15 protein-coding genes are annotated in these 14458 nt (G+C 37.4%); 6 read left to right on the top strand and 9 right to left on the bottom strand.

Features of this window, described 5'->3' with window-relative positions:
- The first annotated feature begins 54 nt into the window (after positions 1–54).
- The gene (locus LKW28_RS12940; protein ID WP_229140786.1) at positions 55–639 is read left to right on the top strand and encodes a TetR/AcrR family transcriptional regulator; all 585 of its coding nucleotides are present in this window, start codon (positions 55–57) and stop codon (positions 637–639) included.
- Here LKW28_RS12940 and LKW28_RS12935 read toward each other — a convergent pair.
- The 4 genes from LKW28_RS12935 to LKW28_RS12920 form a co-directional block, all read right to left on the bottom strand.
- Complete coding sequence (locus LKW28_RS12935) at positions 604–1200, bottom strand: hypothetical protein (protein WP_229140785.1); 597 nt, start codon at positions 1198–1200, stop codon at positions 604–606. The two genes, LKW28_RS12940 and LKW28_RS12935, sit on opposite strands and share 36 nt — an antisense overlap.
- Before the next feature lie 414 nt (positions 1201–1614).
- Entirely contained in the window at positions 1615–1812 is a 198-nt protein-coding gene (locus LKW28_RS12930) for a glycine zipper domain-containing protein (protein ID WP_229140784.1), read from the bottom strand.
- Between the two features lie 142 nt (positions 1813–1954).
- Positions 1955–2866: an ABC transporter permease subunit gene (locus LKW28_RS12925; protein ID WP_229140783.1), complete on the bottom strand. Its 912-nt coding sequence runs from the start codon at positions 2864–2866 to the stop codon at positions 1955–1957.
- Positions 2850–3728 (bottom strand): ABC transporter permease subunit, encoded by an 879-nt coding sequence (locus LKW28_RS12920; RefSeq protein WP_229140782.1) that lies wholly within the window; start codon positions 3726–3728, stop codon positions 2850–2852. Before LKW28_RS12920 ends, LKW28_RS12925 begins: the two co-directional genes overlap by 17 nt.
- Positions 3729–4186: 458 nt before the next feature.
- Here LKW28_RS12920 and LKW28_RS12915 point away from each other — a divergent pair, with 458 nt between their 5' ends.
- The 3 genes from LKW28_RS12915 to LKW28_RS12905 all read left to right on the top strand — a co-directional run bounded on the left by LKW28_RS12915 (position 4187) and on the right by LKW28_RS12905 (position 8140).
- Complete coding sequence (locus LKW28_RS12915; RefSeq protein WP_229140781.1) at positions 4187–6121, top strand: endonuclease MutS2; 1935 nt, start codon at positions 4187–4189, stop codon at positions 6119–6121.
- A 251-nt stretch (positions 6122–6372) separates the two neighbouring features.
- The gene (locus tag LKW28_RS12910; protein ID WP_229140780.1) at positions 6373–7119 is read left to right on the top strand and encodes an SGNH/GDSL hydrolase family protein; all 747 of its coding nucleotides are present in this window, start codon (positions 6373–6375) and stop codon (positions 7117–7119) included.
- A 292-nt stretch (positions 7120–7411) separates the two neighbouring features.
- On the top strand, positions 7412–8140 hold the full coding sequence (locus LKW28_RS12905; RefSeq protein WP_229140779.1) for a CAP domain-containing protein: 729 nt from the start codon (positions 7412–7414) through the stop codon (positions 8138–8140).
- Positions 8141–8211: 71 nt separating this feature from the next.
- Here LKW28_RS12905 and aroQ read toward each other — a convergent pair whose 3' ends face one another.
- Positions 8212–8655, bottom strand: a complete 444-nt coding sequence (aroQ, locus tag LKW28_RS12900) for a type II 3-dehydroquinate dehydratase (protein WP_229140778.1) — start codon at positions 8653–8655, stop codon at positions 8212–8214.
- 232 nt (positions 8656–8887) lie between these two features.
- Here aroQ and LKW28_RS12895 point away from each other — a divergent pair, with 232 nt between their 5' ends.
- On the top strand, positions 8888–9433 hold the full coding sequence (locus LKW28_RS12895) for a shikimate kinase (protein WP_229140777.1): 546 nt from the start codon (positions 8888–8890) through the stop codon (positions 9431–9433).
- 61 nt (positions 9434–9494) lie between these two features.
- Here the strand turns inward: LKW28_RS12895 and LKW28_RS12890 are convergent, their stop codons facing one another.
- From LKW28_RS12890 to LKW28_RS12875, 4 genes are read right to left on the bottom strand one after another with little or no spacing between them, the layout of a single operon-like run.
- A complete protein-coding gene (locus tag LKW28_RS12890; RefSeq protein WP_229140776.1) occupies positions 9495–10598 on the bottom strand; it encodes a D-TA family PLP-dependent enzyme in 1104 nt (367 codons plus the stop codon).
- Positions 10599–10631: 33 nt separating this feature from the next.
- Positions 10632–11741, bottom strand: a complete 1110-nt coding sequence (locus LKW28_RS12885; protein ID WP_229140775.1) for a threonine synthase — start codon at positions 11739–11741, stop codon at positions 10632–10634.
- Between the two features lie 14 nt (positions 11742–11755).
- Positions 11756–12133 carry a RidA family protein gene (locus LKW28_RS12880; protein WP_229140774.1) on the bottom strand — a complete coding sequence of 126 codons (378 nt, stop codon included), beginning with the start codon at positions 12131–12133 and terminating at the stop codon, positions 11756–11758.
- Positions 12134–12181: 48 nt separating this feature from the next.
- Positions 12182–12829, bottom strand: a complete 648-nt coding sequence (locus tag LKW28_RS12875; protein WP_229140773.1) for a helix-turn-helix transcriptional regulator — start codon at positions 12827–12829, stop codon at positions 12182–12184.
- Positions 12830–13168: 339 nt separating this feature from the next.
- On the opposite strand from LKW28_RS12875, the gene LKW28_RS12870 reads away from it, so the two are divergent.
- Complete coding sequence (locus LKW28_RS12870; RefSeq protein ID WP_229140772.1) at positions 13169–14389, top strand: dicarboxylate/amino acid:cation symporter; 1221 nt, start codon at positions 13169–13171, stop codon at positions 14387–14389.
- Positions 14390–14458 lie beyond the last annotated feature (69 nt).

Here is a 14458-nt window from a genome sequence, read left to right as displayed (position 1 = left end):
TCTTTATTGTTTTATTACATAACTTTTATTACACTTACATATGAGGTGAATGAATTGGACGGTTTTGAAAAGCGCAGAGAGCAAAAGAAAAAAGATATTTTAGAAGCCTCATTAGCGCTATTTATGGAATATGGAGTGCAAAAGGTATCTATTGCAGAAATAGCGAAAAAGGCAAATGTATCTCAAGTCACAATCTATAATTACTTTGAAAATAAAGATAATCTAGTTCGGTTCGTTTTTAAGTTCTATGTCGATCAAGTTTGGATTGAACAAAAACAGCTATTGAAAAGTGACCTTCCGTTTAATATCAAAATAAAACAGATCATATTTGAAAAGGGAATAGCTGTAACACAAATAAGTGACAAATTTTTTCGAGATTTTATGAAAGATTATGCGAGTGGACAAAGTTATATTGAGGAAGTATATCTGAAGGAAGCACTTCCGCTTCTTACTTCACTATTTGATGAAGGAAAACAGCAAGGATATATTGACCCAGCCATTTCAAATGAATCTATTTTGTTTTACATGCAAATGTTTCAAGAATTTATGCAACGTGAGGATACCACCAAGAGGATCTTTCCAATAGCAGAAGACCTAACAAAGTTATTTTTTTACGGCATAGCAGGTAAAAGAGAGTAAAGTGGGAAAGTTTGTCGTCCCACTTTTTTCTACATTATTAGTCTGATAACTGGTAAGCTTCCCTTCATATTCAAATTGCAGTGATCCAATGCTTTGTAAATCATTGGGTGCAATAAGGGAGAGTGGTTTTTCGAAGTCAACACTGCTACATTCGTTAAGTATAGATGCTACAAACTGAGAACAGAAGAAGGCCTTCTTTCTTCTTAATGGTTTATTAAACAAAACTCCAAATAAGCCTAAAAAATTATAGCGGTAATATTTCTTTTGCGCTTCAATTTCGGTTAGATAGCTTTGCATTTTTTGTAAGTCAATTTCTGTAACTTTAATCGAATAGATGGCACAATCGGCCCGTTTAAACAAACCTCTCTTCACGTCCTCTTTTACAAATCCCCCAATAAATGGATTCCTAGCTGTCTTTCTTCCAAAACTATATACCTCTGACAATTCAGAGTCGAAGGCTATTGATGCATGATTATAAGGCTTTTTCGTACATAGCTTTATCAACCTTGTAAATAATGTCCCGGTATCTGTTAAAAGAATATAAACCTTCTTTTCTGACATAATCATTCTCCCCATCCTAACAATCTCATGTAATCATCATACAAAAGGAAATGAATGGGTTTAACCGACCGGGGACTAAATAATGACTAGGTCGCTGGTCTTATTTTAATACTGTTTTTGTAAACTTTGTTGCTTCGACACACGGTTGATTTCCGCTCTAGGCGGACGCTTTCCGCGGGCGTGGCTTGAGCCTCCTCGTCGCTAACGCTCCTGTGGGGTCTCAACTCTCACGCTTTTCCCGCTGGAGTCGCCGCCTTCCGCTTCAATCAGCAGAGTTTACATTTTATATAAAAGCAACATTCTTTTAAAATAGAGACTATTTTAGTTAGAAACCAAGAAAAGACTGAACCCTTATTGGATTCAGTCTCATGTATTTTCATCAAATAGGCTACGACAGTAAATATCAGCTTACCTTTATTTTTCTTCTTGTTCCACAGCCTCATCTGCGCCTTCGCCCACTTTGTTACCAAGGGCACCTCCGGCAATAGCCCCTGCAACTGTGCCAAGGGGACCTAATACAGATCCAACCACTGCTCCAGCTGTCGCACCAGCACCTGTTCCTAGTGCCTCACCAGCATTAACATCATCGCGATTTCGTTTATTTTCTGCCAATTATTCCACCTCCTCATTTGGGAATTGCTATTCCTTTTTGCACTTCCCTCAAACGATAGTTTGCTCAAAGTCGGTACTTATTTATCAGCTACATTTTTCCTATCTTGCCCAATTCAATTCAACTGTCACGATCCCCGCGACCCTAAACATACGTCTGATATTTATTTCTATGACTTTCCTTTAACCCATGGGCAAGAAGGTATAGCGAAAACAGGAATAATAAATATCCTAACAACGGAAACCCGATAATCCATTTTGCAGAATAAAATGTGAGCCGGGATTGGCCAATTAATCCAGCCCATTCGTTCGTAATCGAGAGATATATTGTTGGAGAGAGCTGCATTTCAGTTCCTCCAAAGAACAAATTAAATATCGCTAATTGACCGATTAAATTTAAGACGTGAATAACCTCATTGACCGATATAAGCAGAAGGTTCCCTTTTAATGTAGGAAAAATATGCTCTTTTACAATATGAAATGTATTGCCGCCAACAGTTTGAGATGCTAACACAAACGGACTCTCCCGAATTTCAACCGTTTTTTCAAATACAACCTGATAGACTCCGGGAATTCCAAGAATAATCATCAACACACACTGAAACAATACCAACGATCGTATTCCTACTGAGGACTGAATATTAATCCCAACCATTACAAAATAGATGATTAGAAATGGTGGAATCCCGCTTAATAATGTGAATCTCGGTGTCCTTCGATGCTCCTTTTTTTGTAAAGCATGATACATCCCGAAGAACCCACCAATGATTACCCGACAAATGGCTACTGCTAGTGATGCAAACACTGTATACTTTGCCCCATAAAGCATTAACGTTAAAATATCATATCCCCATTTATCCGTACCAAATACGTGTTCCTTTGAAGGCGGGAACGGTGCTGCGCGAAGCTGCTCCCCTTCGTCTGTTTGTACATATTTGATTTTCTTCGAATAATCCTCGTCATACGGTGCAAACAATGGACCAAACAAGCCCAGCACAACAAACAAAAGGAGTAGCAGTGACCCAATGATTAGACTTATATTATAACGAGTGCGCATGTTTTAGTGTCCTCTCAATCAAGATCACGATTAGCTTCATAGTGAAATAAACTGTAATATATAAGATAAAAAATGATAGAAAACATAGGATGAACAAATTATATTGGTATTCGAATCGCATCGGAAATAGCATGGATGTTAGCCCTTTATAATTATAGAGATATTCAATAATGAACAGATTTCCTATCATAATCGAAACAACTTTATGAAGATCAGCTTTTAAAAAGGGAATGACGTTAGGGGTCACATGATACAGATAGATATATCTTTTACGAAAACCTTTCGATAAAGCTGTTCGAATATAATCTTCTGTTAATACGTCGGAGGATTTATCACGTAAAGACCTAACCAAATAGACAAAAGGAAGAATGAACAGAGTAATCAAAGGCAGTACAATTGCAGGTTCGTCCATATTTGATGATGCTACTCTGACAGTTTTCCAACCGGTTGTTTCATAAATATAAATCACAAGAAGCTGAAGTAAGAACACCAGAACAAAATCTGGAATTAATCCAATAAAACCGATTATGGGATGTAATCCCTTCTCACTTCTTCTCCGAAACCAAATACCAAAAATAATCGATAGAACAATCACAAACACTCCGGCAATCAATAAATAGATCAGTGATGAAAGGAAATAACCTCCGACAATATGAAAAAAATTCAGTTCCCTCTCTCCATCCAAATAATAATAGGAACTACCGTCAAAGAGACCCTCTAGGAATGGAATGATTTCTTTCGGAATCCTCTCTATTTGAAAAATCACCTTATCCTTACCACTAAAAACAACCAATGGCAACGTCCCCAATATCAGTAAAAAGGTGAGGCTCCATAACTGGAATAATATAGTTCTGATTCTCATTTTTACCCTCTCAAAAATACGTCTAATTTTCCTATATTATATTCTTTAAAGATCGTAAGAATGCGTACATGCACTTGACTTCTAATACGAGCATAGGATATAAAGAAAGTGGAAGTAAAATAATTCCTTATTTAAAGGGGTATGAGTTTATGTTATCGGTGGTTCTTAACTAAATCCATAATTGGATAGCTGGAAGAAGCAAAAACGTAGCAATTGCTATGTTTATTTCACTATGGCTTCTTTTAGAAAGTTAAGAACACGCATCATAGCTATGAAAAATAGATCCTGCTATGGCATGTTTGTCATGGTTTTTTTGTGTTTAGAAAACCAGGCATTCTAAGCCCGAGGTCTATCTTCTGCCGTCATGAGCGCTTTGTTCATGGCGGCTTTTTTGTTAGAACCAGCCCGTGAACAAGTCCTCATGCATTACTTTTCATATATAAAAAGGAGGATTACCATTGAATACTCAAACAATGGAAGCATTAGGCTATTACCAAATTTTGAACGAAATCTCAGAATTCGCTAGAACAAACAGAGGAAAAGAAACACTTCTATCGTTAAGACCAACACAAAACAAAAAGAAAATCGAGCATTCTTTACATGAAATTTCAGAAGCAATGAACATCATAAAAATTAGCGGAAGTATACCGATTCACTCTTTAGATCAAATCGGATATTACATCACACAAGCAAAAAAAGGCATGGCGCTAAAAGTCGACCAATTGACTCAGATTGTCTCGTTCCTAGACCACTGCCAAAAATTAAAACAATTCATGAAAGACAAGGAATTTGCCGGTCCGATGGTAAGCATGTATGCTTCATCGGTTGGGGATGTATCACAACTGGAAGCCGAAATTAGCCGCTGTTTACGAAATGGCCAAGTGGATGATTATGCTTCAAGTGACCTGAACTATTTGCGAAGACAGCTTGCTATCGGGCAGGAGAAATTAAAAGATAAAGCACAGTCCTTAGTGAAAAGCGGAAGGATTTCTCCGTACCTGCAAGAAACGAATGTCACTGAACGTTCTGGTCGATATGTTCTGGCCGTGAAAAAAGAATATCGGAAAAAGATTCAAGGCTCAGTATTAGATACTTCATCTTCTGGCTCCACCCTTTTTATCGAGCCTGTGGAATTAGGGTTACTTCAGGAGGATATTGAGCTTATTAAAATCGCTGAAGAAACAGAGGTTGAGCGAATTTTATATGAACTAACCCAGCTGTTTCTTTCTTATGAACCAGTCATCCAGGTTGCCGTTGAAACCATGCATCATTACGATGTTCTCTTTGCCAAAGCGAAATACAGTCAAATGATACAGGCAGATATCCCAACGATCAACGAGGAGTTCAGGATTGATCTTAAGGACGCACGCCATCCGATGCTAGGAAACAAGGCTGTTCCACTCACCATTCCGATTGGAGAAAAGGAACGTGCTCTTGTGATTACTGGACCAAATACTGGCGGAAAAACAGTTACATTAAAAACGGTGGGGCTCTTAACATTGATGGCTCAATCGGGTCTCCCAATCCCGGCCGGAAAAGGAAGTGAAATTGCCATCTTCCAACATATCTTTGTCGATATTGGAGATGGTCAAAGCATTGAGCAAAACTTAAGCACGTTTAGCTCCCGGATGGTGAATATTATTGACATTTTACAAGCGACAAATGATGCATCGCTTGTGTTAATTGATGAACTAGGTTCCGGTACTGACCCACGGGAAGGAATGGCCCTCGCTATTGTCATTTTGGAGCAGCTATATGAAAAAGGCGCTACCTTATTTGCGACGACCCATTACAGTGAAATGAAGAAATTTGCAGATGAAACGGAAGGCTTTATAAATGGTTCAATGGAATTTGATATCCATACTTTACAACCAACATATAGACTATTACTCGGAAAGAGCGGACAAAGCCAAGCCTTCGATATCGCAGCAAAACTCGGGATGCATCCTTCACTGCTTGAACGCGCACATCATAAGGCATATCAAGAGCATAAGGATTTCCATCAAAACATGACTCAAGAAACATTACAATCGCCTTCCTATCAAAAGCAAGTCATTGTAAATAAATATGCACGGAGCAATGTTGGAAAAAGGAAACAAGAACAACCTGTATCTAAGGTAACAATCTACAACCAGGGAGACAACGTTCTCCTCCCTTCATCAGGTGAAACCGGCATTGTGTACAAAGGTCCAAATGATCATGGAGATTATATAGTGCAAATTAAAGGAGAAAAAAGAACGATTAACTATAAGAGACTCGAGTTAAAAATTGCAGCTGAGGAGCTCTATCCGCCTGATTACGATTTTGACATCATCTTCAAAAGTAAGGAATATCGCAAAATAAAAAAAGACATGAACCGCAAATATGTAGAAGGTCAATGGTTGGAAGACTAGGGTCTTGGTGACAAGTCCCCCGTTCCACCATTTAAACAAAAATCATAAAGGGAAAAAAGTGAAGGCGAAAATATATCAGCTTATTAGTCAAACAGGGCTTACGGGACAGGTTTTTTTAGTATATTAAATTATATCATGGTAGTATCAGCCTTTTAGTACCTAAAAAGGCTGTAAATCCCCGAAAATTATGTAGTATTTTCCTTTCATTCGTAAATAGTAATAGTACATCTCATATGAAAAAGGAGATCAAAATGAGGAATTCTCCAAAAGTTTACCTTTTTTATTTTTTATCAATACTTATTTGTGTATTTGTTTTGTTTACTATTCAACAGAAAAGTAAAGCTGCTAAACCAGTATCAACCACCGACTACGAGTATTCCGTCCTTGAAAAACTTAATCATCAGCAACCTGTTACAATCGTGGCCTATGGTGATTCCATTACGTGGGGATATGATCGGGATGCTCGAAGCGGAAAAGTATATCAGGTAAAAAACCCTTATCCACAAGTGTTAGAAAGAGAGCTCAGAAAAAAGTACGGCTATCAAAAGATAAAAGTGATTAATAAAGGACATCCAGGCTGGACCTCTGTACAGGCAATAGAAAATATAAAAAGTGAGGTTCTAAACTATCAACCGGACTTGGTCATTTCTATGTTTGGCATTAATGATGCAAGGGGCCACAGAAAATATAGCCCGAACGCGTTGCCCGTTCCTGTTGAACAATATCGAGATAACAATCGACAATTAATACAAAAGTTTGTGGAAAACGGAATCGAAGTTGCGATTATTTCCCCAACCTCCATTACAAACAATAAAAATAATGGTATTGAAAATCAAGAACACTATACAAATGTAATTAAATCAATTGCGCAGGAGGAAAAGGTCCAATATGTAAATGGTTCGGAAATTCCTATAAAAGGAAATCTAAGTGATGGGATTCACTTTAAAGCCGAACAATATCGTTTGATAGCGGAAAAACTAATGCTCAATCTATTTTAGGGACAGACTCACTGTCCCATCTTTCCCTACGTCATATTCGTCATTTAATAGTAAAATACGACATAATCCATCAAATATTTCAAACCTGTCAATAGGTAGATCTAAGTATCTTTTACCTGTCATTCCAAAAATGGGCAGCATATTCTGTTTAGTAATTCTATCTATTTTCGGCTCTCAATAGACATAAAAATAGTAGAAAAGTAATAGCAGGAAAAGTCTTCCTCAATTATTACAAAAATCACATGCTATGATTTTGGTGTAGTGATCGGACATACAACAAGGAGGACTTATTATGAAGAAAACAATACTATCTTTAGCAGTAGCAGGTGCGCTATTAGTTACGGTTCCATTGGCAAGTTCTGCGGAGCAGCTAAATGGCCCAAACAATGGATATGAAGGCCGTTACGTCGTATCCGTACAAAACTCTAACTCTACGAATTGGAATAACCTGATTCAAAGCTTACTAAAAAAATACTACTCTCAATATGGTCAAACTCAGCCAAATGTGGAGGCTCCTACACCACAACCTGAAGTGCCCACACAACCAAAGGCAGAAGAACCTGTTAAAGAGGCCCCTGCTATTCAGCAGCCTGTACAACAACCAGCAGAACAAACAAATGAAACTACTAATCAAGCTGCTTATTCCTTAAGTCAGTTTGAGCAAGAAGTTGTAACATTAACAAATAATGAACGAGCAAAATACGGGTTACAGCCACTAAAAATTGATTTGAAATTAAGTGACGTCGCGAGAACAAAGTCTTCGGATATGAAGAGTAAGGGGTATTTTTCACATACAAGTCCTACTTACGGATCGCCATTTGACATGATGAAGCAATTTGGAATTCAGTATCGTGCGGCTGGTGAAAATATTGCAATGGGACAACGTTCACCACAGGAAGTAGTAAATGCGTGGATGAACAGTGAAGGTCACCGTAAGAATATCTTAAGCTCAAACTTTACACATATTGGCGTCGGTCATGTGGAAGGCAATTATTGGACACAGATGTTTATAGGGAAATAAGATGTTTAATGAAGATGATAAAATTAATTTGGCACTCAGCGAATAATCGTTGAGTGCCATTAAAATACTCCTTATTTATCTTTAATCAAAGATACCGCCGCACGTAAACCAAGATTGTAGCTGTCTTGTCCAAATCCACAAATCTGGCCATTCACAATTTCCGCAAAAACCGATTTATGTCTGAACTCTTCCCGCGCATGAATATTTGACATATGGATTTCAATGATTGGTACCTCAAGAATCGCTAGAGCATCTCTCAATCCATAACTATAATGTGTCCATGCTCCAGCATTTATGATCACAGCATCTTTATTTTCAAGATATGCCTTATGAATTCTTTCGCACATCTCACCTTCATGATTAGTCTGGAAACTTTCAATTTCGACTCCAAGTTCATTTGCTAACTCATTCAGTCCAGCATCAATTTCCTCTAAGGTCACTGTACCATATTGAACAGGATCCCTTTTTCCAAACATGTTATGATTAATTCCATGCAGCATCAGAATTTTTTTCATTTTTTCTTCCCCTAACCACTTTCGTATTATTAAATACCTTTAGTATAACTTGTTTTAAAATTTTCAGGCAAACGTAAGGAAATTCACTCCATTTTAATTTTTGTTTTTATGAATTTTCTAAAAAATGTTGATTAGTTTATAAGATTTCCTTTTAAAAAGCAAAAAACATATGATAGTATTTATTAAAATACTGCCATCAACTAAAAGAAACTAAACAATAGGAAGTGCCGAAATGATTAATCATATTTCATTAAAAGAAAAGAGTATCGTTTTCATTGGTTTTATGGGAGTTGGAAAGACAACGATTGGTCAACTTGTTGCAAAAAAACTATATAGAAGTTTTATAGATATTGATCAAGAGATTGAAAATGAATATAATATGCCCACTTCACAAATCTTCAAATTAATCGGAGAAAAAGCTTTTCGGGAAAAAGAAAAAGAGATAATCTCAAAATATAGCATGCAAAAATTAAAAATCCTCTCCCTCGGTGGTGGTGCCTTTTTACAAAAGGAAACGAGAGACATTTGTTTAAAAAATTGTATTGTTTTTTATTTGGATGTTTCGTGGAATTCGTGGAAAGAAAGAATAAACATCTTGATTGATAGCCGCCCAGTTTTACAGGGACGCACCTTAGAAGAAATTGAAGAACTGTTTAGTGAACGACAAGAAATATATTCGTTACACCATTCTAAATTAAATACAGATAACCATGATGTAGAGGAAATTGCAGATTATATTATTGAATCGTTGAAATTAGCTTGGGAGTTATATGAGTAAAATAGCTAGATGGTAGACCCCGCAGATCTACCATCTATTTTTATGAAGAAAACTATCTTCTTTACTGCAGTTTCCCCCTGCACAGGATTGGAATTTCTTCCACTACCTCATCTCCAGAAACAAGGTAGGCGTGATCATAAAGGTTACAGACCGGGCATATATGATTTGGGATAATTTCCACCACTTCACCAATTGCCACTTGGTTTCTGAATTCTTCATTATAGATAATTGCGTGTTCATCGTACACTTGGTCAATATGTACGCCATAGTTTTTAATATAGCCTAATCCAGTAGTGGCACAAATTCCTTGGCTGCGCGTTTGCATGGTGATTCCTTTTGCTCCAACATCGGTAATAACCCGTTCATTTGTTGGTTTGCTGATGACGGTTGTTAGGATACTCGCCGCACATCTATCGTAAGTTCCAATTGCATTTCCCTGCGCAACATCCATGAGGATATAAGTTCCAATACGAAGCTCCGTAATTCCCTCCATTACTCCAAAATCATGCATGAGCGGCGGAGTAGAACCGATGCTTACTGTTTCTAGTTTGCAGCCTAATCCTTCCGCTAGATTTGCAAAATGAAGGGTGCGTTTTTGCGCTGAATTATAGAGTTCTCGGCATTCATCAAGATCTTTTGCTTTGTACGTATTACCGTCATGTGAAAAAATTCCTTTTAAATTCACATGTGAGCATTTTTTAATATATTCTACTAAACTTAGAAAATCGCTTTCTTTAATCACACCTGAGCGGTTTTCCCCGACCTCGATTTCGATGAGAACTTGAGCTGGCTGTTGACTATCACTAAATACTTTTTCTATCATTTCACATTGTTCGATGCTGTCCACACCAAAGGAAATATCAATGGTTTCAGCAAGCTTTTTTATGCGATTTAATTTGACCACACCTACAATTTCGTTTGCAATAAAGATATCATTTAAACCATTTTCTGCCATAACTTCTGCTTCGCCAACCTTAGCGACTGTAATTCCTTTGGCACCTGCATCTACTTGTAATTTAGCTAGAGCTGGCATTTTATGTGTTTTTGTATGCGGACGAAGGGAAACACCATATTTGTTCGCATATGATTGCATCCTTTCAATGTTGTCCATCATGATTTCGCGATCAATGACTAAGGAAGGCGTATCTAATTCAAACTTTTTCATCGTGATCTCTCCTCATTCTCTATATTTAATCGTTTAGTTACTCTTAATACCTGCCCCGCATAAAGGTAAAACGAGTTGCTGTTCTTTTAATTCCGGGTATTTCTCTACATATTGTAAGTATCCGGCGTAATTAGCTGCAGAAGTGATTTCAACATAGATTCCTTGTAATGCAAGCTGTTTTCGAGCCTCTATAATACTTTCCTCGGATACACCGATAATGTCGCCACCCGTTTCCCATATCGCATGTAAAATTTCTGTTCCTCTTGCTGGTGCTGCAATGGCAATACCCTCCGCTAAAGTCCCAGAATGTTCAACAGGCTCGACCGTATCTCTTCCTTCCTCAAAGGCTTTCATAATTGGAGCACAGTTTTCAGCCTGAACCGCAAGGATTTTCGGCATTTTCTTGATGTGCCCGCTTGCCAACAGTTCCTGAAAAGCAATATAGGCGCCCATTAACAAGGTTCCATTTCCTACTGGAATAATGAATGCATCAGGCATTTTGTTATTCATTTGCTCAAATATCTCATACACATAGGTTTTCGTGCCTTCCCAAAAGATGGGGTTATAAATATGGCTGGCATAAAATGAATCTGTATTTTCAACCATAGCTATCGCCGCGTTCGCCGTATCCTCTCTCGTTCCGGGAATCTTATGGATGACCGCGCCATGTGCCTCAATCTGAGCTATTTTTTTACTGGAAGTAGATTCAGGGACGAAAATATCACATTGGATCCCCGCCCTTGCTCCATATGCTGCGATGGCTGTTCCCGCGTTACCGCTACTATCTGCAACGACTCTTTCAATGCCCAACTTTTTCGCCATGGCAATAAGAAGAACAGCGCCACGATCTTTGAATGATAGAGTAGGCATATAGTATTCAGCTTTTGCGTATACATTGTGGCCAATTTTAATGAGTGGGGTATCTCCTTCCCCTAGCGAAATCTCCTGCCAGACATCTTCTTTTTCAAATGGAAGTGCATTAATATATTTCCAAAGAGAATGATTTCGTGATGTGGCTGTTTCAGTAAAATCAATGGCCTTTTTCTCGTATTCAAGGCTTAGTAGACCTCCACAATCACATTTCCATTTATTACCTTCTAACGGATATGTTGAGTGACATTCAAAACAAATATAGTCCATCATCAATCTTCCTTTTCTTAATCAATATACGCAATCGCCTCAAGTTCAATCGAATATCCATAGTGCAGTTGGTTGGTAGGAACAACGGCTCGCGCTGGTTTATGATCACTAAAATACTGTTTGTATAATGCGTTGACGGTATCCCATAAAGATATATCTGAAATATAAATAGTGACCTTCATGATATCCTCTTTTTTCGCATCTGCTGCTTCGAGAATGTGGTCTAAGTTAGACAGTACCTGTTTCGTTTCTGCAGTAATATCACCACTTATTCCTTCTCCCGTAAAGGGATTAACTGGCAGTTGACCTGATATGAAGAGGAGGTTACCTTTTTGTGTTGCAGCGGAATAATGGCCAGGGTTTGGTTTCGCACCCTTTATTGAAATAAATTTCATATTAATTCCTCCTTAGGTATTGAATTTAATAATATGATCGATCCTTGCTTACTTTTTATCTTTAATTTCTTCGATATAGCTGTATACTGTGACTTTAGAGATATTTAACTTTTCAGCAACCCTGTCGATTGTTCCACGAATCAGGAAAATCCCTTTTTGCTCCATAAATCGTACCATTTCAACCTTTTCATCCCGTCTTAGCTTTTCTACTGGTTTATTGCCAATGATTTTATCGATTAAATCATTCGCCACCTCCTGGATATGCTCCATTTCATCCATGTTTTCTTGCTGATAATTTTGTTTTGGAAGCTGATCAGGATTTTGAGGAATCAGGCTAGTTAGCCAGTTAATATTTTCTGTAATTCTGGTTGTATCGACGTTTATGCAAAGTGCACCTATTACCTTTTTGTCTTTATTTCGAATTAACAAAGTAGAGGATTTTATTAACCTGCCATCTTCTGTATGAAAGTAATAATTTGCTGAATAATCATTCGTAAAGTTTTGAGATAGCAATACTTCTGTAACAAGATGATTAAAACTTTGCCCTACTTGCCTTCCGGTAACATGATTATTTACTGTGTACACAACGGAGCTTTGGGGAACCGTTAAATCATGCAATACAACCTCGCAATCATGCCCAAACGTTTTCGCAATCACCTCTGCCACTGGAATATACTGTTCATGTATTGAATTCATTCAAAAATTCCTTTCACCATTCGATTTAAATAAAATATATATAATTTTTTATATGAAATCAATATTTTTTTATATAACCGTAATCCCCCTTTTAAAATTTATTTTAGTAAAGGCTATTGACTATTTGTGTAAATTTTTATATAAAAAGAATAAGCAATCTATAAATTTTTATATTTTTTTGAAGTAAAATGAGAGCGTTATCAACCCTAGGAAGGAGTATAAGTAAAATCTTACGGTAAATGTATTTTTTTATCTCGAGTTTTTGGAATCTTGATAAAATTCTACATTCTGGGGTCATAGGGACAGGTTCCACGTCCCACTAAATCAAAGGAGGGTATTATGAAGAAAATTGGTTTGCTTTCACAGATTTTAATTGCTTTTATTATTGCTATAATTGTTGGGGCTATTGTTGGACCTAGTATCGAGGTGGTAAAACCTCTTGGTGATTTATTCTTGCGGATGATCAAGTTTATTATTGTTCCTTTAGTGCTAGCATCCCTTGTAGTTGGTGTTGCTGGTACTGGGGACATTAAAAAAATTGGACGAATGGGCGGAATTACATTTTTTTATTATTTATTAACTACAGCTTTTGCGGTAACAATCGGTTTAATTCTTGCAAATATCTTCTCCCCAGGTAAGGGCTTGGATATAGCTGCTACTGTGGAAAAAGCCGATCCAGCTGAGGCACCTGGTGTTATTGACACCTTATTAAATATTATCCCTACAAATCCAATTGCATCATTAGTAAATGGGGATATGTTACAAATTATCTTCTTTGCCATCTTCATTGGTCTTGCAATTGCAATATTAGGAGATAAGGCAAAGACGGTTTATAACTTCTTTGATGAGCTTGCTGAAATCATGTATAAAATAACTGGAATTGTGATGAAATTGGCTCCAATCGGGGTTTTCGGTTTAATTGCACCAACTGTTGGAGAATACGGAGTTTCTGTACTTCTTCCACTTTTAAAGGTAATTTTAGTGGTGTATGTTGGGTGCATACTACACGCTGTCATAACTTATTCAACCTCAGTGAAACTTTTTGCGAAGATGAATCCACTGAAATTTTTTAAAGGAGTTGCACCTGCTAGCTTGGTGGCATTCAGTACAACTAGCAGCTCTGGAACATTGCCAATTACAATTAAAAACACGGAAGAAAACCTTGGCGTTTCTAGAAAAGTAAGCAGCTTCGTCCTTCCATTGGGTGCAACCATTAATATGGATGGTACCGCCTTATATCAAGGTGTATGTGTTTTATTCATCGCACAATTTTTCGGTTATGATCTCTCTTTTGCACAACAGTTAACGATTGTATTAACTGCAACCCTTGCTTCAATCGGTACTGCTGGGGTACCAGGCGCTGGTTTGATCATGCTTACTATGGTGGTTACTTCAGTTGGACTTCCAGTTGAGGGTATTGCTCTCATTGCTGGTATTGATAGAATCCTAGATATGATCCGCACATCTGTAAACGTCACAGGTGATGCATCGGCAGCAGTTGTCGTAAATGCGATTGAAGAAAAGCGAGATTTAAAAGTCTCGAATGGGGTTAGTGCATAAGATTATCTAGTTAAATTCAATAAAAGGTTGTTGGGGATTTGGATGAATAAATCTTCAACAACCTATTTT

It is taken from the genome of Bacillus sp. REN16, from assembly GCF_020731355.1.
Lineage (GTDB): Bacteria > Bacillota > Bacilli > Bacillales > Bacillaceae_L > Ferdinandcohnia.
Note: the sequence above shows the minus strand (reverse complement) of the source record. Positions and strands in the feature narration are given on the sequence as shown.

Bases quoted from the DNA above. Each gene is read 5' to 3' on its own strand.
- LKW28_RS12895 (WP_229140777.1), top strand. From the start codon at position 8,888: ATGATTAATCATATTTCATTAAAAGAAAAGAGTATCGTTTTCATTGGT.
- LKW28_RS12935 (WP_229140785.1), bottom strand. From the start codon at position 1,200: ATGTCAGAAAAGAAGGTTTATATTCTTTTAACAGATACCGGGACATTA.
- LKW28_RS12885 (WP_229140775.1), bottom strand. From the start codon at position 11,741: ATGATGGACTATATTTGTTTTGAATGTCACTCAACATATCCGTTAGAA.
- LKW28_RS12875 (WP_229140773.1), bottom strand. From the start codon at position 12,829: ATGAATTCAATACATGAACAGTATATTCCAGTGGCAGAGGTGATTGCG.
- LKW28_RS12925 (WP_229140783.1), bottom strand. From the start codon at position 2,866: ATGCGCACTCGTTATAATATAAGTCTAATCATTGGGTCACTGCTACTC.
- aroQ (WP_229140778.1), bottom strand. From the start codon at position 8,655: ATGAAAAAAATTCTGATGCTGCATGGAATTAATCATAACATGTTTGGA.
- LKW28_RS12870 (WP_229140772.1), top strand. From the start codon at position 13,169: ATGAAGAAAATTGGTTTGCTTTCACAGATTTTAATTGCTTTTATTATT.
- LKW28_RS12890 (WP_229140776.1), bottom strand. From the start codon at position 10,598: ATGAAAAAGTTTGAATTAGATACGCCTTCCTTAGTCATTGATCGCGAA.
- LKW28_RS12880 (WP_229140774.1), bottom strand. From the start codon at position 12,133: ATGAAATTTATTTCAATAAAGGGTGCGAAACCAAACCCTGGCCATTAT.
- LKW28_RS12905 (WP_229140779.1), top strand. From the start codon at position 7,412: ATGAAGAAAACAATACTATCTTTAGCAGTAGCAGGTGCGCTATTAGTT.
- LKW28_RS12920 (WP_229140782.1), bottom strand. From the start codon at position 3,728: ATGAGAATCAGAACTATATTATTCCAGTTATGGAGCCTCACCTTTTTA.
- LKW28_RS12910 (WP_229140780.1), top strand. From the start codon at position 6,373: ATGAGGAATTCTCCAAAAGTTTACCTTTTTTATTTTTTATCAATACTT.